This window comes from Carnobacterium sp. (genome assembly GCF_040274945.1).
GTDB lineage: Bacteria > Bacillota > Bacilli > Lactobacillales > Carnobacteriaceae > Carnobacterium_B.
In genome coordinates this window covers 224638-247185 of record NZ_JBEMAR010000003.1, presented here as the reverse complement: position 1 = coordinate 247185, position 22548 = coordinate 224638, and the positions used below count along the sequence as shown (strand labels likewise).

The 22548-nt window shown below is 35.6% G+C and carries 24 protein-coding genes and 1 other annotated feature; of the genes, 19 read left to right on the top strand and 5 right to left on the bottom strand.

Annotated elements, in window-relative coordinates; genetic code table 11:
- Nucleotides 1-258: 258 nt before the first annotated feature.
- Nucleotides 259-435 carry a hypothetical protein gene (locus tag ABS916_RS05120; RefSeq protein WP_350450852.1) on the bottom strand — a complete coding sequence of 59 codons (177 nt, stop codon included), beginning with the start codon at nt 433-435 and terminating at the stop codon, nt 259-261.
- Between the two features lie 137 nt (nt 436-572).
- A complete protein-coding gene (locus ABS916_RS05115) occupies nt 573-1679 on the bottom strand; it encodes an ABC transporter ATP-binding protein (RefSeq protein ID WP_350450859.1) in 1107 nt (368 codons plus the stop codon).
- A 228-nt stretch (nt 1680-1907) separates the two neighbouring features.
- Here ABS916_RS05115 and ABS916_RS05110 point away from each other — a divergent pair, with 228 nt between their 5' ends.
- The 12 genes from ABS916_RS05110 (at nt 1908) to ABS916_RS05055 (ending at nt 12815) form a co-directional block, all read left to right on the top strand.
- Nucleotides 1908-2447, top strand: coding sequence for a dCTP deaminase/dUTPase family protein (locus ABS916_RS05110; protein ID WP_350450851.1), 540 nt, complete (start codon nt 1908-1910; stop codon nt 2445-2447).
- A gap of 218 nt (nt 2448-2665) precedes the next feature.
- Nucleotides 2666-4036 (top strand): DNA repair protein RadA, encoded by a 1371-nt coding sequence (gene radA / locus ABS916_RS05105; protein WP_013712072.1) that lies wholly within the window; start codon nt 2666-2668, stop codon nt 4034-4036.
- An 87-nt stretch (nt 4037-4123) separates the two neighbouring features.
- A complete protein-coding gene (locus ABS916_RS05100; RefSeq protein WP_350450850.1) occupies nt 4124-5236 on the top strand; it encodes a PIN/TRAM domain-containing protein in 1113 nt (370 codons plus the stop codon).
- Nucleotides 5237-5247: 11 nt separating this feature from the next.
- Nucleotides 5248-5964: a 2-C-methyl-D-erythritol 4-phosphate cytidylyltransferase gene (gene ispD / locus ABS916_RS05095; RefSeq protein WP_350450849.1), complete on the top strand. Its 717-nt coding sequence runs from the start codon at nt 5248-5250 to the stop codon at nt 5962-5964.
- A 17-nt stretch (nt 5965-5981) separates the two neighbouring features.
- Nucleotides 5982-6479, top strand: coding sequence for a 2-C-methyl-D-erythritol 2,4-cyclodiphosphate synthase (gene ispF / locus ABS916_RS05090; RefSeq protein WP_350450848.1), 498 nt, complete (start codon nt 5982-5984; stop codon nt 6477-6479).
- A 62-nt stretch (nt 6480-6541) separates the two neighbouring features.
- Complete coding sequence (gene gltX, locus ABS916_RS05085) at nt 6542-8011, top strand: glutamate--tRNA ligase (protein ID WP_350450847.1); 1470 nt, start codon at nt 6542-6544, stop codon at nt 8009-8011.
- Nucleotides 8012-8040: 29 nt separating this feature from the next.
- Nucleotides 8041-8265 (top strand) — a binding site (T-box leader).
- Nucleotides 8266-8315: 50 nt separating this feature from the next.
- Nucleotides 8316-8846, top strand: a complete 531-nt coding sequence (gene epsC, locus ABS916_RS05080) for a serine O-acetyltransferase EpsC (RefSeq protein ID WP_350450846.1) — start codon at nt 8316-8318, stop codon at nt 8844-8846.
- Between the two features lie 31 nt (nt 8847-8877).
- Entirely contained in the window at nt 8878-10284 is a 1407-nt protein-coding gene (gene cysS, locus ABS916_RS05075; protein ID WP_350450845.1) for a cysteine--tRNA ligase, read from the top strand.
- A 7-nt stretch (nt 10285-10291) separates the two neighbouring features.
- Nucleotides 10292-10705, top strand: a complete 414-nt coding sequence (locus tag ABS916_RS05070; protein WP_350450844.1) for a Mini-ribonuclease 3 — start codon at nt 10292-10294, stop codon at nt 10703-10705.
- Nucleotides 10692-11549 (top strand): 23S rRNA (guanosine(2251)-2'-O)-methyltransferase RlmB, encoded by an 858-nt coding sequence (gene rlmB / locus ABS916_RS05065; protein ID WP_350450843.1) that lies wholly within the window; start codon nt 10692-10694, stop codon nt 11547-11549. The genes ABS916_RS05070 and rlmB overlap by 14 nt, the downstream gene beginning before the upstream one ends.
- 33 nt (nt 11550-11582) lie before the next feature.
- On the top strand, nt 11583-12107 hold the full coding sequence (locus ABS916_RS05060; RefSeq protein ID WP_350450842.1) for an NYN domain-containing protein: 525 nt from the start codon (nt 11583-11585) through the stop codon (nt 12105-12107).
- Between the two features lie 108 nt (nt 12108-12215).
- Entirely contained in the window at nt 12216-12815 is a 600-nt protein-coding gene (locus tag ABS916_RS05055; protein WP_350450841.1) for a sigma-70 family RNA polymerase sigma factor, read from the top strand.
- A 201-nt stretch (nt 12816-13016) separates the two neighbouring features.
- On the opposite strand, the gene ABS916_RS05050 is transcribed toward ABS916_RS05055, so the two are convergent.
- The 3 genes from ABS916_RS05050 to ABS916_RS05040 form a co-directional block, all read right to left on the bottom strand.
- On the bottom strand, nt 13017-13997 hold the full coding sequence (locus tag ABS916_RS05050; protein WP_350450840.1) for a polyprenyl synthetase family protein: 981 nt from the start codon (nt 13995-13997) through the stop codon (nt 13017-13019).
- A gap of 40 nt (nt 13998-14037) precedes the next feature.
- The gene (locus ABS916_RS05045) at nt 14038-14607 is read right to left on the bottom strand and encodes a Gx transporter family protein (RefSeq protein ID WP_350450839.1); all 570 of its coding nucleotides are present in this window, start codon (nt 14605-14607) and stop codon (nt 14038-14040) included.
- 235 nt (nt 14608-14842) lie between these two features.
- Nucleotides 14843-16687 (bottom strand): FAD-dependent oxidoreductase, encoded by a 1845-nt coding sequence (locus tag ABS916_RS05040; RefSeq protein WP_350450838.1) that lies wholly within the window; start codon nt 16685-16687, stop codon nt 14843-14845.
- Between the two features lie 699 nt (nt 16688-17386).
- Here ABS916_RS05040 and ABS916_RS05035 point away from each other — a divergent pair.
- The 7 genes from ABS916_RS05035 to ABS916_RS05005 all read left to right on the top strand — a co-directional run bounded on the left by ABS916_RS05035 (nt 17387) and on the right by ABS916_RS05005 (nt 22512).
- Nucleotides 17387-17872 carry an FMN-binding protein gene (locus tag ABS916_RS05035; protein ID WP_350450837.1) on the top strand — a complete coding sequence of 162 codons (486 nt, stop codon included), beginning with the start codon at nt 17387-17389 and terminating at the stop codon, nt 17870-17872.
- Nucleotides 17873-18038: 166 nt separating this feature from the next.
- A complete protein-coding gene (locus tag ABS916_RS05030) occupies nt 18039-19106 on the top strand; it encodes an FAD:protein FMN transferase (RefSeq protein ID WP_350450836.1) in 1068 nt (355 codons plus the stop codon).
- Nucleotides 19107-19125: 19 nt separating this feature from the next.
- Nucleotides 19126-20067 carry a 1,4-dihydroxy-2-naphthoate polyprenyltransferase gene (menA, locus tag ABS916_RS05025; RefSeq protein WP_350450835.1) on the top strand — a complete coding sequence of 314 codons (942 nt, stop codon included), beginning with the start codon at nt 19126-19128 and terminating at the stop codon, nt 20065-20067.
- Between the two features lie 89 nt (nt 20068-20156).
- Nucleotides 20157-20309, top strand: a complete 153-nt coding sequence (gene rpmG, locus ABS916_RS05020; RefSeq protein ID WP_013712055.1) for a 50S ribosomal protein L33 — start codon at nt 20157-20159, stop codon at nt 20307-20309.
- Between the two features lie 36 nt (nt 20310-20345).
- The gene (gene secE / locus ABS916_RS05015; protein ID WP_350450834.1) at nt 20346-20525 is read left to right on the top strand and encodes a preprotein translocase subunit SecE; all 180 of its coding nucleotides are present in this window, start codon (nt 20346-20348) and stop codon (nt 20523-20525) included.
- Between the two features lie 181 nt (nt 20526-20706).
- Nucleotides 20707-21255 carry a transcription termination/antitermination protein NusG gene (gene nusG, locus ABS916_RS05010; RefSeq protein WP_350450833.1) on the top strand — a complete coding sequence of 183 codons (549 nt, stop codon included), beginning with the start codon at nt 20707-20709 and terminating at the stop codon, nt 21253-21255.
- Nucleotides 21256-21612: 357 nt separating this feature from the next.
- Nucleotides 21613-22512 (top strand): glycine betaine ABC transporter substrate-binding protein, encoded by a 900-nt coding sequence (locus ABS916_RS05005; protein ID WP_350450832.1) that lies wholly within the window; start codon nt 21613-21615, stop codon nt 22510-22512.
- Nucleotides 22513-22548: the final 36 nt, after the last annotated feature.

The window sequence follows — 22548 nt, the reverse complement described above, 5'->3', positions numbered from 1 at the left end:
TAGGACGTTGCCACGCAAATCAAAAAGACATCATCCTCGGATGGTGTCTTTTTTTAGTTGAAATTTTTCTAATGTTTTATGGGTATAGGATAAATGGTATGGATGCTTCATAATGAAAGTTTCTTCTGGAATGGGCGGGTTTGCTTGTAGAGCATGGGACCGCGTGAGTAGTTTGATTCATCTATCAACACTAAAAATTATAGACCTTAACAAATTGTTTCACGTGACACAATTTGAAAATACAACTAGAGAAAGAAACTATTCTTTTTCTTTATACGATAAATAGATAGAGACGATCCCCAATGAAAATAAACAAAATGCATAAAAATTAAAAAAATTATTGAAGCCTACAGAAGAGGATTGTTCTAACCCATACATATAAACATGCAGCCATAAAGCACTACATATAGCAATAACGCCACTTAAAAATTTCATATAACTGGGAACTCCTTTCTAAAAAATGATTGGGAGCAGATTATGTACTACATCTAACGATAAAAAAGCACACTCCTAAAGTCAGTTTTTCATACTAACTTTGGGAGTGTCACAATTCGAATTGAGTTTACAAGCTATTAGTTTTTAATGACTTCTTGAGTATCTGTATCAAAGAAATGTGCTTTATTTAAATTAAAGGATAAATCAATAAATTCTCCAGGATTATGGAAGTCTCTAGCATCAACTTTTGAAATGAATTCTGTGCCATCAACTTTAGTATAAAGCATAGTTTCTGCTCCAAGTAATTCAGATACGACAACTTCAGCATGTACGATACTATTTGGATTAGCATCTAAAACAATTTGTTCGCTGTGAATGTCTTCAGGACGAATACCAAAAATAAGTTTCTTACCTTCATAACCTTTAGCTGCAAGATTTTTTGCATTTCTTTCGTCAAGTGTGATAGATAATCCTTTACCATTAGAGATAATATTATTTGTTAAAGTAACATCGAAGAAGTTCATTGCCGGAGATCCAATAAATCCTGCGACGAAAACGTTAACTGGTGTATTATAAACTTCTTTAGGTGTTCCGATTTGCTGAACGAATCCGTCTTTCATGATAACGATACGATCTGCCATCGTCATTGCTTCTGTTTGATCATGTGTTACATAAATCGTAGTTGTATTTAAACGACGGTGTAATTTTGCGATTTCAGCTCGCATTGCTACACGTAATTTAGCATCTAAATTTGATAGAGGTTCGTCCATTAAAAATACTTTAGCATCACGAACGATAGCACGTCCTAAAGCAACACGTTGACGTTGTCCACCAGATAGTGCAGCTGGTTTACGTTTCAAGAACTCTGTTAATCCTAAAATTTCAGCAGCTTCTTCAACACGTTGTTTGATTTCCTCTTTTTTGTATTTACGTAATTTTAAACCAAAAGCCATATTATCATATACCGTCATATGAGGGTATAAAGCATAGTTTTGGAAAACCATTGCGATATCGCGATCTTTAGGAGCAACATCATTAACTAGTTTATCTCCAATATATAATTCTCCTTCTGAAATATCTTCCAATCCAGCAACCATACGTAAAGTAGTTGATTTTCCACATCCTGAAGGTCCAACAAATACAATGAATTCACGATCCTTTATATTTAAGTCAAAGTTTGTTACTGAATAATTTTCGTTATTTTCATATTTTTTATTAATATTTTTAAGTGCGATTTCTACCATTCTAGTCACATTTCCTCTCTATTAATAGCTAATTTCTTATAATGTAATCATAATGTAAACGCTACCTTTCTAAAAGGGGAATCTGCACAAAACAACTAAGCGTTATTTGTGCAAATTGCCCATAGATGGATTATGAGGTAATAGAATAGAGTGAATCGCTAGTTGGCGTATTTTTTGTTATAATTAAGCAGTTACCGAATAGGATATGAAATGAGGAAATTTAAAAGTATGGAAAAGAAACGTGGATTTGAAGTAATAGCAGCTTATAAAGCAAAAGAGGTTCATTTACCAATAAGAGCAACAAATCATGCAGCAGGCTATGATTTTGAAGCGGCAGAGGATACAGTAGTGCCTTCTATTTGGAAAGTGATAGTGAAAAGCATTGCCCGGGTAATAAAACAAAAGAAAACAGATGTGATATTTATAGAAGAAGACAAAAAATATTTAAAATCAACATTAGTCCCGACCGGTATCAAAGCTTATATGGGAGAAGACGAGTATCTCCAATTGGCGAATCGTTCAAGTAACCCAATTAAACATCAATTGATCTTGCCGAATGGAGTTGGTATTGTTGATTCGGATTATTATAATAATGAAAATAATGAGGGGCATATTTATTTTCAGTTTATTCATTATGGATTAACCGATCATGTAATAAAAAAAGGAGATCGAATTGGCCAAGGTATATTTATGTCATTCTTAAAAGCCGATACGGATAAAGCAAATGGGAAAGTTCGTTCAGGCGGATTTGGTTCTTCGGGTAGATAATAGAATCACTTGAATAGACGGATGAGTTGGTTTATTGAATGATTAGAAAGTCGAATCGATTTATGAATGGCCACAAGGAGATAAAGTAAGATTATGAATTTCTGTTGAAGAATGCTTGAATTAATCTGCCTTTTATCTGTTTCAATGCCTATTCTAATCGCATTTATGTTAAAATAAAATAAATCGTTTTTAAAAACTCAGAAGGTGAGGCTGAATAGGTGGCAAAAAAGAAAATTACTAAATTTGTCTGCCAAGCATGTGGGTATGAATCACCAAAATGGATGGGACGTTGTCCAAACTGTGGTAGTTGGAATCAAATGGAAGAAGAAATAGTAGCAGATAAAAATGATCGTAGAAGTCGTGTGAGTATGACTGGTAAAACTGCTAAAGCTGAAGCAATTCAAGACATCACAGTATCTAAAGTTCCTAGAGTAAAAACAAAGCTAAAAGAATTAAACCGTGTTTTAGGAGGCGGAGTAGTACCAGGCTCGTTGGTTTTAATTGGTGGAGATCCTGGTATTGGAAAATCAACACTTTTACTGCAAGTTTCAGCACAGTTGAATCTAGCTGGTGGAAAAGTTTTATATGTAAGTGGTGAGGAAAGCTCGAGTCAAATTAAAATGCGGGCTAACCGCTTGGGTGTAAAAGGTGCAGATTTTTATATTTATCCTGAAACGGATATGGGAGCAATAAGGCAAACAATTGAGGACTTAAAGCCTGATTATGTTATTATTGATTCTATTCAAACCATGAACCAAGCCGATATTACCGGAGCAATAGGAAGTGTTTCTCAAGTCAGAGAGAGCACAGCTGATTTATTGAAAATTGCAAAAACGAATAACATTGCTATCTTTATTGTAGGACATGTTACAAAAGAAGGATCTATTGCTGGTCCACGGATGTTGGAGCACATGGTAGACACGGTATTGTATTTTGAAGGAGAAAGACATCATACTTTCCGTATTTTAAGAGCAGTTAAAAATCGATTTGGTTCAACTAATGAAATTGGGATTTTCGAAATGCGCGAAGGCGGTTTGGTAGAAGTATTGAATCCTTCGGAAATGTTTCTCGAAGAACGTTTATCTGGAGCAACAGGTTCTGCTGTAGTGGCTTCAATGGAAGGTTCACGTCCCATTTTAGCTGAAATTCAATCGTTGATTACACCTACTGCTTTTGGAAATGCTCGGCGGACAGCTAGCGGGTTAGATTATAACCGTGTGTCTTTAATTATGGCTGTTCTAGAGAAGAGAGCGGGACTAATGCTGCAAAACCAGGATGCTTATTTAAAATCAGCAGGTGGCGTTAAATTGGATGAACCAGCAATTGACTTAGCGATTGCTATTAGTGTGGCATCCAGTTATCAGGAAAAAGAAACAAAAGAAACCGATTGTTTTATTGGCGAAATTGGGTTGACTGGAGAAATCAGACGAGTCAGCCGGATTGAACAACGGGTAAATGAAGCTGCTAAATTAGGGTTTAAACGGATCATGATTCCCAAAAACAATATTGGTGGTTGGACTTTCCCTGAAAATATAGAGGTTATAGGTGTTATGACGATAGCTGAAGCTATAAAGAAAGCTTTTTCTTAAGTACAAATAAGCAATAAAAAATAAAATGGCAAGTTCCTGTTTTTTTTCGTATAAGACAGGAACTCCATTTATGAAGGAGGAATAGTTTTGGTTAAAAAAATCATAACCGGTATATTTATTCTTATCGGTGGAAGTATTGGAGCAAGTTTAATGCCAACTGCATGGAATATGGCAGGATTTGAGAATCCATATGTTAACAATGTAGTCACGAATATTTTGATTGGTGCTATTATATTTTTATTTATTTCTTTTTTATCGGTGACGTACATTGAACAAGCATTTAAAAAGATTGAAACTTTTTTAAGTCAACAAAGTGTAACCTATTTATTATTTGGGAGTTTAGGAACAATCATAGGATTGGTTCTGGCTTGGCTAATTAGCGTAGTATTGATTGGTATGGGAATACCAGTTGTTAGTGATGTAATCCCTATTATCTTAGTTATTGGTTTTGCTTATTTAGGTTTCCGTGTTGGGACAACTCGCCGAGATGAATGGCGTAAACTCTTCCAGGTAAAAGCAAAAAGGAATACCGAAGAGGAAGATGGAAAAGTCTTAGAGAGACTGGCAGATGAAACATTCCGCAAATACAAAATACTAGATACTAGTGTGATTATTGACGGAAGAATTTATGATATTGCCAAAACAGGTTTTCTTGAAGGAACGATTTTAATCCCTAACTTTGTATTACAAGAATTGCAATACATTGCTGATTCATCTGACAGCTTGAAGCGAGTGCGTGGACGTAGAGGGTTAGATATATTAAACGCTTTGCAAAAAGAAGATGATATGCAAGTTGAAATGTATGATGGCGATTTTGAAGACATCACAGAAGTCGACAGTAAACTGATTAAGCTGGCAAAATTATTAGATGGGGTTGTAGTCACGAATGATTACAATTTAAATAAAGTAAGTGAATTTCAAAATGTGCCCGTATTAAACATCAATGAATTGGCTAATGCAGTAAAACCAGTCGTGATCCCTGGTGAAAATATGACGGTCATGATCGTTAAAGCTGGTACAGAACGTAGCCAAGGAGTAGCATACTTAGATGACGGAACAATGATTGTTGTTGAAGAAGGCCAACACTTTATGAACAAAACAATTGAGGTTGTCGTAACCAGTGCGCTTCAAACAGCAGCTGGACGAATGATATTCGCAAAACCGGTTCATTCTCAAAAAGGTATTAAAGATAAAGATTAGGAGCTGGTGCGATGAACAAGGACTATGAGCTGATATTATTGGCAGCTGGTCATGGAAGACGCATGAGATCTTCTAAGAATAAAATTTTATTACCTTTACTAAATAAGCCGTTGATTGAATACCCATTAACTCTATTTTTGAACGATGAAAATTGTAGCCATATTATTCTAGTTGTAAAAGAAGATGAGGTTAAGCTGATCACGGATTTGTTGCAACAAGAACAAATGTACAGTGAAAAGCCGATTACAATTGCTATAGGTGGTACAGAGCGACAGCATAGTGTTTATAAAGGACTGCAAAATTTGAAAAATAAAACCTCTTCAGGTCTTGTACTGATTCATGATGGCGCAAGGCCATTCATTGAACAGCAAGCTATTGATCGGTTAAATGAAGCAGCTCAAAAAACTGGAGCAGCTATTTTAGGAGTTCCGGCAAAAGACACGATTAAAGCTGTTCACTCAGACCATACAGTTAAAACTACACTGCCAAGAAGTGAGTTATGGCAAATACAAACTCCTCAAGCATTCGACAGTTCAGTGGTTCTGCAAGCACATGAAAAAGCCAGAACAGATAGTTTTTTAGGAACCGATGATGCGTCATTAGTTGAACGATTGGAAAAGGCTGTTTTAGTAGTAGAAGGATCTTATGACAATATAAAAATTACCACTCCTGAAGATATGGTAACTGGAAAAGCCATTTTGCTCCATAGAGAAGAGCAAGATAAGTAGAAGAAGGAGGTTAGGTTATGATTCGTGTAGGACAAGGGTATGATGTCCATCAATTTGTCAGTGATAGACACTTAATCATTGGTGGAGTAACCCTTCCTTTTGACTATGGATTAGAAGGTCATTCTGATGCCGATGTGCTCATTCATGCTATTATAGATGCTCTATTAGGAGCTGGAGGTAAAGGCGATATCGGTCACCATTTTCCCGATACTGATGCTCAATTTAAAGATATAGACTCGCGGGAGTTGCTCCGTAGAGTATGGGGTGAACTGAAAATAGAAGGTTATACGATTGGCAACATAGATGCCACAATTGTAGCTGAAAACCCCAAGATGGCTCCATATTTAGAGAAAATGAAAGAAAACATAGCTTATGATTGTCAAACAAGTATCCAACATGTTAACGTTAAAGCGACAACTTCTGAAACAATGGGTTTTATCGGACGAAATGAAGGTATTGCAGCAATGGCGATTTGCTTATTAGAAAAGCAAGATAACAAGCCATCACTTCTTTAATTCTAGTTAGTAAAGTTGGATTCAGTAGATATAAAAAATAGAAAGAAAAGAGGATACAAATTATGACAAAAAAAATTCGAGTACGCTATGCGCCAAGCCCAACAGGACATCTACATATTGGGAATGCTCGTACAGCATTATTCAATTATTTATTTGCACGACACAATGGTGGAGACTTTATCATCCGTATTGAAGATACTGATTTAAAACGCAATATTGAAGGTGGAGAAGCTAGCCAGTTAGAAAACTTGAAATGGTTAGGAATGGATTGGGATGAAAGTCCAGATAGTCCAGGAGAATTTGGTCCTTACCGCCAATCTGAACGTAGAGAAATTTATGATCCATTAGTTGAACAATTATTGTTAAGCAATCGTGCATACAAATGTTACTGTTCAGAAGAAGAGTTAGAAGAAGAACGTGAAGCACAAAGAGCTAGAGGAGAAATGCCTCATTACAGCGGGAAATGTGCAAGCCTAACAGCTAAGGAACAAAAAGAAAAAGAAGCAACAGGTATTGAGCCAGTTATTCGTTACCGTGTGATCAAAGAAAACACGTACAATTTTGAAGATATCGTAAAAGGACATATTTCTTTTGAAGCAGAAAGCATTGGCGGAGACTTCGTGATCGTAAAACGTGATGGTATGCCGACATATAATTTTGCAGTGGCTGTAGATGATCACTTTATGGAAATTACACATGTTTTACGTGGAGATGACCATATTGCGAATACACCAAAACAATTAATGATCTATGAAGCATTTGGATGGGAAGCTCCTCAATTTGGACACATGACATTAATCATCAATAGTGAAACAGGTAAAAAATTAAGCAAACGTGATGGCAATATTCTTCAATTTATTGAACAATACCGCGAATTAGGCTACTTGCCAGAAGCGATGTTTAACTTTATTTCTTTATTAGGATGGTCACCTGTTGGAGAAGAAGAGATCTTTGATCATGATACATTTGTTGAAATGTTCGATCCTGCACGTTTAAGCAAATCACCAGCAGCATTTGATGCTAAAAAATTAGAATGGATTAATAATCAATACATGAAGCAAGCTGATTTAGAAACAGTAACAGCATTAGCTTTGCCACATCTGATCAAAGCTGGTTATGTTGAAGAAAATGCATCACCAGAGAAATTAGAATGGGTTCAAAAAGTTGTGAGCTTATACCATGAACAAATGAGCTATGGGGCAGAAATTGTTGAACTATCAAGTTTGTTCTTTAGTGAAGAACCCGCAATCGATAGTGTAGCTAAAGAAGTTTTAGAAGGTGAAACAGTTCCAGAAGTTTTAAAAGCTTTCTCTAAACAATTAGATGAAATTACGCCTTTTGATGCAGATGAAATCAAAAAAGCGATTAAAACAGTACAAAAAGAAACTGGAATTAAAGGGAAAAATCTCTTTATGCCTATTCGAGTAGCTGTGACAGGACAATCACATGGACCGGAAATTGGACCAACGATCGAGCTACTTGGCCGCGAAAAAGCTCAAGCACATCTACAAGCAGCGTTAGCAAAACTCTAATCTTAAACAAAAAAATAAATTAAATAAAATGAAAAACAATGATGAGAAAGAGTAACCCAATAAAAATCTAAAGAGAGTCTGTAGTGGTGGAAGCAGACGGTGGCTATTGGGTGAAGTGCGTCTCTGAGTTATAGGGTTGAAGAAGTAGTAGACTCTTATCGGCTAACACCCGTTACAGTGTCAAAGGTTGCCTAGTCTAATCAATAGGAATAAGGCGATAAAGAAAAGTGGAACCACGCAACAGCGTCTTTTATCATATAAGAGACGCTGTTTTTTTGTAAAAAAAAATAAGGTGGAATAATCTATGAGGAGATTGAGAGAAGACATTCAAACAATCAAACAGAATGATCCTTCAGTTAAAAGTACACTTGAAATCCTATTAACGTACCCTAGTTTCTATGCAATCATTTTTCATCGATGGGCACATTTTTTGTACCAGCGAAATGCATTTCTAGTGAGTCGTATGATTGCAAATTTTTCTCGCTTTTTAACGGGAATTGAAATTCATCCTGGTGCTACAATAGGCAAGAGACTCTTCATCGATCATGGTATGGGTGTTGTGATTGGTGAAACGGCTAGTATTGGAGATGACGTTATTATTTTTCATGGGGTGACATTAGGCGGAAGAGGAAAAGACAAAGGGAAGCGTCATCCAACAATTGGAAATAATGTATTGTTATCTGCACATGTGCAGGTTTTAGGACCTATAACAATAGGCAATGATTCAAAGATTGGTGCTTCAGCAGTTGTCTTAGAAACGGTGCCGCCTAATTCGACTGCGGTAGGTATCCCTGCTAAAGTAGTGAAAATAAATGGAAAAAAAATTCCTCATTAACTGTATCTTTAAGTAAAGAAGGAGAGTAGCTATGCTAAAAATTTATAATACGTTAACAAGAGAAAAAGAAGAGTTCGTTCCAATAGAAGAAGGAAAAGTAAAGATGTATGTTTGTGGACCAACAGTTTATAATTATATTCATATTGGAAATGCACGCAGTACCGTTGCATTTGATACGGTCAGACGCTACCTTGAATATCGCGGATATGATGTAGCATATATTTCAAACTTTACTGATGTAGACGATAAAATTATTCGTACAGCAAAAGAGTTGGATTTAACTGCTCAAGAAGTAGCTGATAAATTTATTGAAGCCTATCATGCGGATACACACGCTCTAGGAGTAGAAGAAGCCACACATCATCCGCGTGTAATGGAAAACATGCCTGAAATTATTGATTTTATAGCCGTACTGGTAAAAAAAGGGTATGCTTATGAAGTAGAGGGCGATGTTTATTACCGTACAAGGAAATTTAAAGACTATGGTAAACTAAGCGACATCTCAGTTGACGAATTGGAAGTTGGAGCAAGTAATCGTTTAACTGCTCAAGAAAATAATAAAAAAGAAGACCCATTAGACTTTGCTTTATGGAAATCAGCTAAAGCAGAAGAAATTAGTTGGGAATCACCTTGGGGAGCAGGTCGTCCAGGCTGGCATATTGAATGTTCTGTTATGGCTACAAAATATTTAGGGGATACGATTGATATCCATGCTGGAGGACAAGATTTAACCTTTCCACATCATGAGAATGAGATCGCTCAAAGTGAAGCTAAAACTGGACACCCATTTGCTCACTACTGGATGCACAATGGTTTTGTAACTATGGATAATGAAAAGATGAGTAAGTCGATAGGGAATGTTGTTTTGGTCCATGATATTATTAAACAAGTAGACCCTCAGATCGTCCGCTTCTTTATGGCAACAACTCAATACCGCAGACCCATTAGCTACAATGAAACAACTATCGAAGAAGCTAGAGCCAATTTAGCAAAAATAAAAACAGCTTATGATAATGCAATGTACCGTTTAAAAGATGCAGTAGAAACAGAAATAGATGACCAAGAACAATTGAATCAATTCACATCATTCAAAGAAAACTTCATAAAAGAAATGGATGATGACTTTAATTCTGCCAATGGTATTACAGTCGTTTATGAAATGGCTAAAGCAATGAACATTTATAGCGAACGTTCTGTTGTTTCTAAAGTTGTTCTTGAAGCCATGTTGGATCAGTTTCAAGAATTAGTTCAAATTTTTGGTATTGCATTTGCGGCAACAGAATTATTGGATGAAACAATTGAGCAATTGATCGAAGACAGAAATGCAGCACGTGCAGCGAAAAACTTCCAACGCAGTGATGAAATTAGGGACCAGTTAAAAGAAGAGGGCATTATTTTAGATGATACCCCTCAAGGAACTAGATGGAGAAGAGGATAATAAACACATGACAGAAAAAAATTGGGCATTATTAAATGGATTAGCATTGGCTTATGTAGGAGATGCTATATATGAAACTTATATTCGCGATTATCTAGTCGGACAAGGCTACACGAAACCAAGCCAACTGCACAAAACGGCTACACATTTTGTTTCAGCAAAAGCACAAAGTTTCTTGATGCATGAAATGTTAGCGGAAGAAGACTTTTTGACAGAAGAAGAAGTGACAATGTATAAACGAGGTAGAAATTCTAAAAGTTACACTTCAGCAAAAAATGCGGATATCACAACGTATCGTGTAGCTACTGGATTTGAATCATTAATGGGTTATCTACATTTAGCAAAACGAACGGAACGTATGGAAGAATTGATTCAATGGTGTATTAAAAAAGTGGAGGCTACAAAAGATGACAAGAGATAATAAAAATTTTGGTAAACGGAATAACCAACCTAATAAACAATCTTTTACCAAAAGACCAGCTAGACAAACAGTAAAGCCGGTTGAGGATAGAGTAGAAGAACAAGAGACCGATCGTGATTTAGTAGCTGGTAGATTACCAGCTATTGAAGTGTTGAAATCAGAACGTGACATCAATAAAATTTTTCTACAAGAGGGTTTAAGCGGATCGAAAATGGAAGAGATTCAAAATTTAGCTAAAAAACGCAGTGTTCAAATCTCATTTGTACCTAAGTCTAAATTGGATCAACTAGTAGATGGTATGAATCACCAAGGAGTAGTTGTGGCAGCATCTGCTTTTCAATATGCAACAATTGATGATTTATTCGCAGTAGCCGCTCAAAAAAATGAAGATCCCTTTTTTATTCTTTTAGACGGAGTTGAGGATCCGCATAACTTAGGTTCAATTATGCGAACAGCTGATGCTATTGGGGCACATGGAATCATTATTCCGAAAAGACGTGCTGTTGGTTTAACGGCTACAGTTGCAAAAGCTTCAACAGGAGCAATAGAACATATGCCAGTTGCACGAGTAACGAATCTTGTCCAAGCAATCAAAGAGTTAAAAGAGCGTGGATTGTGGTTGTATGGGACGGACATGGAAGGACAAGATTACCGTCAATGGGAAACTACATTACCTATAGGATTAGTGATGGGTAATGAAGGAAAAGGAATTTCTCGTTTAGTCAAAGAACAAATGGATGGCATGGTCACTATACCAATGACTGGACATGTTCAAAGTTTGAATGCTAGTGTAGCAGCAAGCTTATTGATGTATGAAGTGTACCGTGGACGAAACAAAATTTAACTAAAAAGCTAAAAGGGAAGGGGGTCAAATATCATGAAAAGAGAATTGTTGATTGTGGATGGGTACAATGTTATTGGGGCATGGCCACACTTAGTAAAACTAAAAAACCAAGATAAATTGGAAGATGCTCGAGACTCTTTATTGCACGAATTATCTAATTACCAAAAATATACCGGTATAGATATCCATGTGGTATTTGATGCCCAATTTGTTCCTGGAATTCAACAATCGTATAAGAAGTACCAATTATCGGTTATTTTCACGAAAGAAGGAGAAACTGCGGATAGTTATATTGAACGCATTGTTGGCAAAGAAAGTACTTTGTTAACACAAGTAACCGTTGCAACAAGTGATCTTGCAGAACAATGGATCATTTTCCAAAAAGGTGCTTTAAGAAAATCGGCTAATGAACTTTTTAGTGATGTTAAACGCATTAAAAAAGCTATTGAGGCAGATACACAACAGTACCGTTTACAGAATTATCGAAGAAATTCGCCTTGGTCGCATAACCAAATAGATCGATTAGAAAAGCTAAGAGATGATTTAACAAAACATTAGAATAAGAAATAGGCTATTTTGAAAGTTTTCGAGAATGGTAGACAATCGAAATAACTTGTGTTATTCATCAAATCACACTACTATAGCCGCTAGAAGGAGGGACAGTTTTTGGCAGATGAAGATGAAAAAATCTATCTTATGAGTGACGAAGAATTGATTATCATGATTAAAAATGGAGATGGGTATCCATTCAAAATTTTATTTAAGCGTTATCATCCCTTGGTAACAAAATTGACGAAAGAATACTACCTTAAAAGTTATGAGTTAGAAGATTTATGGCAAGAAGCGCGAATAGTCTTCCACAAAACGATTCAAACTTATGATCAAAATAAAGGGCACACGTTCGGAAACTTCTACAAATTAAATTTTAAACACCACATTTTTAGCTTGATTCGGAAAGATATGGCTAAGAAACGAAGAATAGAAAAAATTGCGGAGTCCTTAGATGGTATGATAGAAAAAGGAATGAGTCCTCAATACATAATGAATGGAAAAGAAGGACTGTCTGCGTTAGATATCTTACAAGTTAAAGAAAAATTAGCAGGTTATCACCATACATTGTCAAAGCTCGAACAAAAAGTATTTTCTCTTTATTTAAAGAATATAGAAGTAGATGAGATTGCTGAGCAATTACAGTGTGATAGTCTGCAAATAAAAAATGCTTTAGATCGTTGTAAACGTAAAATGAAACTAGTACTAGAATCTTAATTGGTTCTTAGCGTAATTAACAAGGGTACGAATACAGTTAAATGATAACGCTTTCTTAAGTTGGTTGGATCCATCCATAATAAAGAGTCTACCATTCTCGTAAGAGTTCAAATAAAAAGACAAGTTATCGGAAAAAACCGATAACTTGTCTTTTTATTTTTTTATTCTAGAGAGCAGTAAAGGGTTAAACAATAAGTTAGATCAAATCGTTCTATCTAATAATGACAGAGTTAAGTTACGGATCATTTCTTTTTCTGAACTATCCGGTAATTGATCAATTCGTTTTAAAGCTTTATCGGTATACTTTTCAGCTAAGCGTTTTGCTTCATCTAAACCGCCAGAATGGATGACAAGTTGTTGGATTTTTTGTGTTTCTTCCTTTGTTAGTTGGTCTTTTTTTTCAAGCAAGTCTTTAAAATCAGCCTTATTTTTACGCATAGCATAAATAAGAGGAGCAGAATAAATTCCTTGTCTTACGTCTTCTAAAACAGGCTTTCCAAAACCATCCGTGGTTTGGGTGTAGTCTAAAATATCATCTTTTATTTGAAAAGCCATTCCAATATGACTTCCAATATAATAGCAGTTTCGAGCAAATCGCTCAGTTTGTCCACTCTCTAAAGCACCAGAGTAACAAGAAAGAGCAAATAATTGAGCCGTTTTACCAGATATTTGAGTCAAGTAATTGCGAATGGTTATAGTTTGATTGTATCTTAAATGCATTTGATCAATTTCACCCATTAAGATTTTTTCCATCCCTTTAGTATTGATTTGCATTTGTTTCATAGAATTAGAATAGTCTGTTATTAATTTAAACGAAACAGTAAATAAATAATCGCCAGCATAAACTGCAATATCTTTGCCGTATTTTGATTGAATCGTTTGTTGGCCACGTCTTTTAGGTGAATCATCAATAACATCATCATGGATTAAAGTTGCCATGTGCAACACTTCAATAGCCGCAGCAAAAGCACGTGCTCGGTTAGGGTCGTGATCTTCTCCAAAAGTTGAAAAAAGTAAAGTATAAGCTGGACGAACCAATTTGCCACCTGTGTTCATCATATCAACTAAAGCATGTTCAATAGATTTATTTCGCAAATGAATTCTTGAATCTATCAATTCAATGGTTTGTATTAATTCAGATTGTAATTCAGGGTAGGCTTCCCACATAGGATGAATCTGCATGTGTATTCCCCTTTCGTTTCATAAGTTATGGCGGTTGTGTTTAAGAATTTACGTAAGTAGTGTTGTGGCGCTTTTTTTTAGCGGGTTGTTGAGTCTGATGTTGGAAGTTTTTTAAGGTACGCACATGAGTCATCAAATAATTAGCTGCAATACCGATAGCGATACCGGATAAAATTCCCATAAAAGATAAAATCGGCAAGTACAACATAACCGTCCATGTTTGAGCAATCCAGCTTGCGACAGCTAGTTGACCAACATTGTGCAAAATACCGCCTGTAGCGCTTATTCCGATGATGCTAACACGTTTTGGTCCAAGTTGTTTGACTAGCAACATACCAACATAACTAAGTAAAGCTCCAGCACAACTGTACATAAAGGTTGAAAGTGTACCACCTAAAAGAGTGGTCATAATAAGTCTCATCCACACTACTGTGAAGCTATCCTTTAATGGTAAAGTGAAAATAGCGACAATAGTGATCAGGTTAGCAATACCAAGTTTTGCGCCTGGAGCAAAGGCAAAAGGAAAGGGAATACTTCGTTCGACTAAGCTTAAGATAACAGCTTGAGCTGCCAATAATGCAATGTACACAAGTTTTTGATTTCTAGTCATAAACACCAGCCCTTATCTACTATAAAATGAGTTGAACTAAATGATTGCTTGTTATAGTAATTGAATAAAAATAACAAGAGACAAAGAAGAATAATGATTGGATTCTTCTTTCTATCTTAACATTTTTTATAGTTTTACACATGAGTTTAGTGACCTTTTAAGACATAATAAAATGAGTGGAGGTAGAAGAGACCTACCTTCACTCACCCATTCTACTATAGGAAACATATTTTTCTTATTTGTATAAAGATCTAGGTGTACCATACCACCATTTGCCAGCTAATCTTTGAATCCATGGAATAACATAGTAATCTAAACCAAATGCACGACCAGAGCCATTCATCAAAGCAATAGCTGCAAATACGAACCAAACATTTACCCAGTAAAACATTCCAGATAATGTAAAGCTGACAACTAAAGCAACCGTAGCTGCACTAGCCAACCAAGTGAACAATCCAGCAATCAAAGCTAATCCAATAGCAATTTCTACGCAAGTCATGAATTTTTGGAAAATCAAAGCAACTTCTGGAGTAGGGATCATAAATTGCATAATGCTGTTAAACCAATCAGGAGCCTTAGAGAAAACCATCATAGGTTCTTCGCCATAGACGTAGCTTAAACCAAAAATTGGTTCTGCAACTTCCTCTACTACTTCTGAAGCTCCACTAGTTACATCCTGCAACCAAGAGAATGGTAAAGCTACATTATAGCCAAACCAACTTTGAGAACCAAATAAACCAAAGGCTTTTTTGATCCCTTCAAAACACCACATACTACCGTAAAAGACTCTTAAAGGAACACTCCATAAAACATTCCCATAACGAGAAAGGTGACCGCGGAAAATGTTTCGTTGATTTCTAATATGGAAGAATTCATGGAACAAGTATTGCACCATGTAGTAACCAGAACGAATGTCAAAGAAGTATTTTAAGTTAACGATGTGTTTCATCAACATAGCGAAAAATCCGCTAAGGTGGAATTTATCCATTAAGTAAGCAACACCATATTTTGAACCGATAGAAACCATTGTTCCTTGGTAATTTGATTCAAATTTGTGTTTTTCTTTTCCTTCAATAGCTGCAATAACGTTAACAGCAGCAGTATGTCCAGTTTGTTCAGCAGCTTGTACGATTTGAGGAGTTGGTTTTCCCTCTTCTTCCTCATAGTAGACAAGATCGCCAATAACATAAACATCTTCTAAATCTTTCGCTTCCATAAACTCATTCGCAACTAGGCGTCCAGCACGAGCTTGTTCCATTCCAAATTCTGCTGTATCTGTGTTAGCTTTAACACCTGCAGTCCATACTAATGTTTTGGTAGGAAGTTCTTCACCAGATTTCAATAAAACAGATTCAGCTCCAACACTAATAATTGGAGAATCTTTCATGATTTTGATGCCTTTTTTCGTCATGAATTTTTCAGCTTTATCTGCGTCTTGACGAGGAAGAGTGTTTAAGATAGTTGGAGCAGCTTCAACAACGATCAGTTCGATCTCTGAAGCGTCAAATTTGTACTCTTTCGCTAAAACATCTTTCCAATCTAAAAGTTCTCCGACCATTTCGATACCTGTAAATCCAGAACCACAGATCACAAAACGCATCATAGCGGCACGTTTTGCAGCATCGTGTTCAATAGCTGCAGCAGCAACGGTAGCTTCAATATGGTGACGTAGACGAACAGCGTCTTCTAAAGACCAAAGAGTAAATCCATGTTCTTTAACTCCAGGTGTTCCAAAGTCATTTGGTTCTCCACCCATGCCTAGAACTAAATAGTCATAGGAATAAGATCCATTTTCAGTTGTTACTACTTTTTTATCGTGGTCAACTGCTGTAACGTTATCTGTTACTAAGTTAACATTTTTTTTGCGAGCAAATAATCGTTGTAAATCATACTGAATAGCTTCAGGTTCAACACGCCCCCCAGCTACTTCGTGCAATTCTGTCATATAAGTAAGGTAAGAGTGACGATCGATTAGCGTAATCGTTACCTCTTTATTTTTTTTGAGTTTTTTTGCTAGCTGTTTTGTAGCAGCAACCCCTGCAAAACCAGCACCAACAACAACTACATTTGTTTGAGTCATTTTTCTAGCTCCTTTTTTTAACCATTTTTTTAAAATAGATAGTATAGATAAACTGAATAATAATAAGTGCTTATCAAGTTAGCTAAAAGTTTCACAACCATCTGATAAACATAGTATACAAAAATTAACTAAATATGTCTATGTTTTAAAGGCTATTTTTCAAAAATATATTTTTTTGAGATAAAAAATGTCGGAAAAAAGTGATTTTTAATGAAGTTATTCGCAATCTTTTTTTCTAAATCGTATTAAATCAAAGAAAAGGATAAATTTTAAAACAAAAACAGTTGTCACATTATTGACAAATTCAGTATCAGTAGTGAAAAAGCATGGAATTTATTCTTTTAAAAAATAAATTCAAAAAAATAATAGTACAACTAAATAGATTAGCGTTAAAAAGTTGATGTAGAAAGGAAATCAAATGAATGTCATTATATATGTGAAAATAAAAGTAATTATTTAATAGTAAGAACTAGATTTTGTATAGGCAAAAATCGACTTAAAAAGCTAATTTAAAGACGATTATTTAGTGAATGAAATAGAGAATAAAAAAATGATAAACAGAAATTATAATTTCATGTGAAAATATAGACAAATAGAAATAGAGTAGTTATACTATTAGTGGATAGTCAACCAAATGAAGTAGCCGTATTGTTCTTTCGTTAGGAAGACTAGACTATAAAAATAGGGTGGGTACATAGCATGGAATTTAAAACCGGTTTGAAATTAGCGTCAGTTATTTTGGCTTCAACATTTGTACTAGCAGCATGTGGTTCTGATGATGCAGCTACTAAAGAAAGTACAGCAACTGCAGAATCAGAAACTTTGCAAGATGGAAGCTATCTATTAGAAGAGAAAAATTTTGACGACAATGGTTGGAGCGTTGTTTTTGGGGTGACCGTTGAAGACGGGCAAATTAAAGAGTCTACTTATGATTATGTTAATGATGCTGGAGAGTTAAAAACAAAAGATGCAGAATACCAAAAAGCTATGAAAGATAAAGTGGGAACTGGTCCTGCTGAATACATTCCGGCTTATAATCAAGCTTTAGTAGATGCACAAGATCCATCAGCTGTAGAAGTCGTTTCAGGTGCAACTCATTCTCACGAATTATTTGTTGAATACGCACAACAGCTAGTTGATGCAGCGGCAGAAGGTAAAACAGAAACAATTGAAATTGATAACTAATACAAATTTTAATCATTCTTTAGCCAAAGTGTCTCTTTGATTAAGATTGAAAAACACAAGTGGAAATGGCATAATATGAGGGTCTTGGATGTATTTCTAGGACCCGTTTATTTAAATAAAGTTAGTGAAAACATATACAAAAGTTGCGAAACAAGGAGTATGCTGAATGAAAAAAAATAAGATAATGAAAGTAATAATTTCCCTACTAGCGGTATTATTCTTGCTTATTGGTTGTGGAAATAAAGAAGACACAAAAGAGCGTGCGCTAGCTAAAGAACCCTTTGAACGAACTGAATTTTTGATGGGGACCGTTGTGAAAGTTACCATCTATAATCAAGACAAACAAGAAGCGTTAGATGCGGCTTTTAATCGAATCGAAGAGCTAGCGGGTTTGATTACGGTTGATGAGGGAAACGAGAACTCGGAGATTGAAAAAATCAATGAACAAGCCGGTATCGAACCGGTCCAAGTATCGGATGATTTATACTACTTAGTGCAGGCGGCATATGATTATAGTGAAAGTACTGCAGGTAGTTTTGATTTGACAGTCGGTCCCATTACTGAACTATGGCATATTGGTTTTGATGATGCTAGGAAACCAGAACAGTCTGAAATTGATGAAACGTTGAACTTAGTAGAGTACTCAAAGGTAAAGTTTGATGATGAAGCTCAGACAGTCTACTTGCCAGAAGAAGGCATGCGCTTAGATTTAGGAGCGATTGCTAAAGGCTTTATCACTGATGAAGTGGTAGAGGTGTTAAAAGAACACGAAGTAGACACTGCGATTATTGATTTAGGTGGAAATGTGTATGTTATGGGAGACAGTGCAAGAGGTGAAGGGTCAGCTTGGAATGTAGGGATCCAAGATCCGTTTGAAACACGTGGAACGATCATAGGATCTTTAGCCTTAAGTGACAGGTCAATCGTTACTTCAGGTATTTATGAACGGTTCCTTGAAGTTGACGGAGTGAATTACCATCACTTGATGAACCCAGAAACAGGATATCCGTTTGATAATGAGTTAGCAGGAGTCAGTGTGATCACTAAAAAATCGATTGATGGTGACGGACTATCAACTTCGCTCTTTTCTAAAGGGTTAAAAGAGGGATTAGAATACGTGAATACATTGGAAGATGTTGATGCAATATTTGTAACAAAAGATAAAGAGGTTTATGTGTCAGATGGGTTAAAAGAATCCTTTAAGTTAACAAATAATGCATTTACATTAAAATAACAATCAAAGAGGGATAAAGATGTCGATAAAAACCTTTTTTACATTAGTAGAGATTCAAACAAAGTTAGCAAGTTTATTTCCTTTTTTATTAGGAACATTATTTACAGCTTATTATTTCAACGCATTTAACTTTGTTAATACGCTTCTGTTCTTTATAGCAATGCTGATTTTTGATATGGCAACAACAGCTATTAATAATTTGATGGATTATCAAAAAGCTAAAGATAAGGGCTATCGAGATGAAGTAAATGTTATCGGACAAGAAAAACTTTCAGAAAAGCTCGTTATTCGTCTCATTATCGGAATGGTGATTATTGCAATGCTACTAGGGTTTTGGCTAGTCTATAGAACCAATATCGTATTATTGATATTAGGAGCCCTTTGTTTCTTTATTGGGATTTTTTATACTTTTGGGCCGGTTCCTATTTCGAGAATGCCTTTAGGAGAACCTATTTCAGGTTTGACTATGGGTTTTGGTATCTTTTTTATTGCAGCATTTGTGAATGTTAGAGACTTTAATTTATTAAGTTTAGTGTTTAAAGGCCAATTGTTTCTATTAGAAGGAAATATGGTGTCTGTTCTGGTATTATTCTTTGTGTCGTTACCAACAGTATTCTTGATAGCCAATATCATGCTAGCAAACAATACCTGTGATTTAGAACAAGATATCCTTAACCACAGATACACATTACCGTTTTATATTGGTAAAAAGCGAGCTGTTCAATTGTTTAATGCATTGGTCTACATGAGTTATGTAGTAATTGTTTTAGCTGTTTTACTGGGTTTATTACATCCTATTTTATTGCTTTTGTTAGTAACCCTTATACCTATGAGAAAAAACTTAGCAGCGTACAACAGGAAGCAAGTTAAGTCTGAAACATTTGTTATTGCTATAAAAAACATTATTTTATTTAGCGCTAGCGAAGTTGTGCTTTTAGCAATAAGTTTAGTATTCAAATAAATTTAAAAAGAGAATTGACATGTTTCCTGAGTGATGGTAAATTTAGTAAGATGTCATTCGTCCGTACAATAGAGAGAATAGGTGAAAAAATGAGTGGAAAAAAAACATCTTTAGCTTGTTCTGTTTGTGGATCTAGAAATTATTCTAAAAAAGTAAATGAAGGAAATCGCACAGAACGCTTAGAAGTAAAAAAATTCTGTAAATACTGCAATCAACATACATTGCATCGTGAAACGAAGTAAAAAAGAAGTCTCGATACCAATTTGGAGGGAATAAACATGAAGAAAATAAAAAACTTTTTTGGCGGTGTACGTCAAGAAATCAAAGCAGTCACATGGCCTACTGGTAAAGAACTTAGAAAATATACGTTGACTGTTTTTGTCGTCTGTCTATTATTTGTTCTTTTCTTTGCGGTTGTTGACTTTGGGATAGATGAACTCTTAGATTTGATTTTATAAGAGGTCTGAGAAAGAAACCACTAGCATGAAGCTTTGCATGATGGTATAATGAACCCATGAATAAATGCACAAAACCTTCTTTAAAAGTAAATGAAGGTTTTTTTGTATGTTTAAAAACAGATGAGCCAACTAGCCAATATCGAAAACAACTAAAAGAAAAAAATGAATAGGAGTGATACGCGTGGAAGAAGTAGAAAGTGCAAAACAGTGGTATGTGTTACACACATATTCTGGATACGAAAATAAGGTGAAACAAAATATCGAGTCTAGAGCGAACAGTATGGGTATGGGGGATTACATTTTTCGAGTGGTTATTCCTGAAGAAGAAGAAAAAGAAGTGAAAAACGGCAAAGAAAAAACAAATATGAAAAAAACATTCCCTGGATATGTTTTAGTTGAAATGATCATGTCTGATGATTCTTGGTACGTTGTTCGTAACACGCCAGGTGTGACTGGATTTGTAGGGTCTCATGGAGCAGGTAGTAAACCAGCACCGCTTTTAAATTCTGAAATAGAAGTTATTCTACGTCGTATTGGAATGAGTGCTCGTCATCAAGAAATCAACTTTGAAGTTGGCGAAACCGTAACGATTATTGAGGGTGCATTTAGTGGGCTTACAGGTAAAATTACTGAAATTGAATTAGAAAAAGCAAAACTTAAAGTGAATGTTGAAATGTTTGGTCGCGAAACAAGTACTGAGTTAGACTTTGAGCAAGCAGATAAACTTTAAGTTAATAAGCGTTATAAAATAGAGTGATAAAAGAGTTAAGGCAATGTAAGTTGTCTTGGCTCTTTTTTTGTCGATTTGAATCTCAAAAGCATTCATGGTAGGTTGTTAATGGCTATGAAAAAGCGATGACCAACTCTCAAAAGAGGAGGCCTTAAGATTACAATGTATGCAAATTAGCGATTGATTCATTGATTTCTAAAAAGTATAGGAGTGCTTATTGTATATAAGGTTGTCGGTTACAATAATGAATAACAAGTAAATTAATGTTCTTATCAGTGCTTAAAGCAAGGGTGTTAAGAACTGGGAATTAGCCGAATAAAAAAAGTGGAATTCTTTTTGATATAAATGGAGGAAAATATGATAAACGTAAAATCTATTGGAGTCATTCTAGGAGTAACTACTGTGTTAACGTTAGGTGGATGTGCGGATGGTAACGAGACAGAAAATAGTACCAATGAAACTGTAAGCGAACAAGTGGATTATACTATTACGGGTATTGAACCTGGAGCAGGAATAACTGGAATGGCGCATCAAACCATAGAGGGATATGAAAATCTTGAAGGCTGGGAACTTGAAGAAAGTTCAACTGGTGGTATGCTAACGTTGTTGGATCAAGCTATCGCTAATGAAGAACCAATTATTTTTACAGGATGGGCACCACATTGGATGTTTTCAGAATATGATTTAAAATACTTAGAAGATCCAGAGGGAACTATGGGGGATGTCGAGAGCATTCATACTATTGCAAGAGTAGATTTCGAAGCAGAAATGCCTAATGCCTACAATATTCTTGATGCTTTTCAGTGGGAAGTAGAAGATATGGAAGCTGTAATGTTTGAAGCACAAGAAAGTTCTTTTGAAGAGTCTGCGGCGAATTGGGTGGAAGCGAATAAAGATAAAGTAGAAATGTGGGTTGAAGGTGCTGAAAAAGTAGATGGGGAAGAAATCGAACTTGTATCAACGCCGTGGGATACTGAAAGAGCATCCAGTCTTGTAGCAAAAGCTGTATTAGAGCAACAAGGCTACGAAGTCACCGTAACGGATGTTGATCCTGCAGTTTTGTTTGAAGCAATTGCAAATGGGTCAGCAGATGCATCGCTTGCGCCATGGTTGCCAACGACACATGCATCTTTTTATAAAAAGCACCAGGATAATATCGTTGATTTAGGTGAGAACTTAACGGGTGCTAAAAATGGGTTAGTTGTTCCTAGTTATATGGATATTGACTCTATTGAAGAATTAGAACCAAAAGAATAGGGAAACAATAAGACTCGGTCCGTTTAGTTAATAAAG

What these genes read in the sequence shown, in the direction of transcription:
- ABS916_RS05120 (WP_350450852.1), bottom strand. Translation starts at nt 435, where the DNA reads ATGAAATTTTTAAGTGGCGTTATTGCTATATGTAGTGCTTTATGGCTG.
- ABS916_RS05115 (WP_350450859.1), bottom strand. Translation starts at nt 1,679, where the DNA reads ATGGTAGAAATCGCACTTAAAAATATTAATAAAAAATATGAAAATAAC.
- ABS916_RS05110 (WP_350450851.1), top strand. Translation starts at nt 1,908, where the DNA reads ATGGAAAAGAAACGTGGATTTGAAGTAATAGCAGCTTATAAAGCAAAA.
- ispD (WP_350450849.1), top strand. Translation starts at nt 5,248, where the DNA reads ATGAACAAGGACTATGAGCTGATATTATTGGCAGCTGGTCATGGAAGA.
- ispF (WP_350450848.1), top strand. Translation starts at nt 5,982, where the DNA reads ATGATTCGTGTAGGACAAGGGTATGATGTCCATCAATTTGTCAGTGAT.
- gltX (WP_350450847.1), top strand. Translation starts at nt 6,542, where the DNA reads ATGACAAAAAAAATTCGAGTACGCTATGCGCCAAGCCCAACAGGACAT.
- epsC (WP_350450846.1), top strand. Translation starts at nt 8,316, where the DNA reads ATGAGGAGATTGAGAGAAGACATTCAAACAATCAAACAGAATGATCCT.
- cysS (WP_350450845.1), top strand. Translation starts at nt 8,878, where the DNA reads ATGCTAAAAATTTATAATACGTTAACAAGAGAAAAAGAAGAGTTCGTT.
- ABS916_RS05070 (WP_350450844.1), top strand. Translation starts at nt 10,292, where the DNA reads ATGACAGAAAAAAATTGGGCATTATTAAATGGATTAGCATTGGCTTAT.
- rlmB (WP_350450843.1), top strand. Translation starts at nt 10,692, where the DNA reads ATGACAAGAGATAATAAAAATTTTGGTAAACGGAATAACCAACCTAAT.
- ABS916_RS05060 (WP_350450842.1), top strand. Translation starts at nt 11,583, where the DNA reads ATGAAAAGAGAATTGTTGATTGTGGATGGGTACAATGTTATTGGGGCA.
- ABS916_RS05050 (WP_350450840.1), bottom strand. Translation starts at nt 13,997, where the DNA reads ATGCAGATTCATCCTATGTGGGAAGCCTACCCTGAATTACAATCTGAA.
- ABS916_RS05045 (WP_350450839.1), bottom strand. Translation starts at nt 14,607, where the DNA reads ATGACTAGAAATCAAAAACTTGTGTACATTGCATTATTGGCAGCTCAA.
- ABS916_RS05040 (WP_350450838.1), bottom strand. Translation starts at nt 16,687, where the DNA reads ATGACTCAAACAAATGTAGTTGTTGTTGGTGCTGGTTTTGCAGGGGTT.
- ABS916_RS05035 (WP_350450837.1), top strand. Translation starts at nt 17,387, where the DNA reads ATGGAATTTAAAACCGGTTTGAAATTAGCGTCAGTTATTTTGGCTTCA.
- ABS916_RS05030 (WP_350450836.1), top strand. Translation starts at nt 18,039, where the DNA reads ATGAAAAAAAATAAGATAATGAAAGTAATAATTTCCCTACTAGCGGTA.
- menA (WP_350450835.1), top strand. Translation starts at nt 19,126, where the DNA reads ATGTCGATAAAAACCTTTTTTACATTAGTAGAGATTCAAACAAAGTTA.
- rpmG (WP_013712055.1), top strand. Translation starts at nt 20,157, where the DNA reads ATGAGTGGAAAAAAAACATCTTTAGCTTGTTCTGTTTGTGGATCTAGA.
- secE (WP_350450834.1), top strand. Translation starts at nt 20,346, where the DNA reads ATGAAGAAAATAAAAAACTTTTTTGGCGGTGTACGTCAAGAAATCAAA.
- ABS916_RS05005 (WP_350450832.1), top strand. Translation starts at nt 21,613, where the DNA reads ATGATAAACGTAAAATCTATTGGAGTCATTCTAGGAGTAACTACTGTG.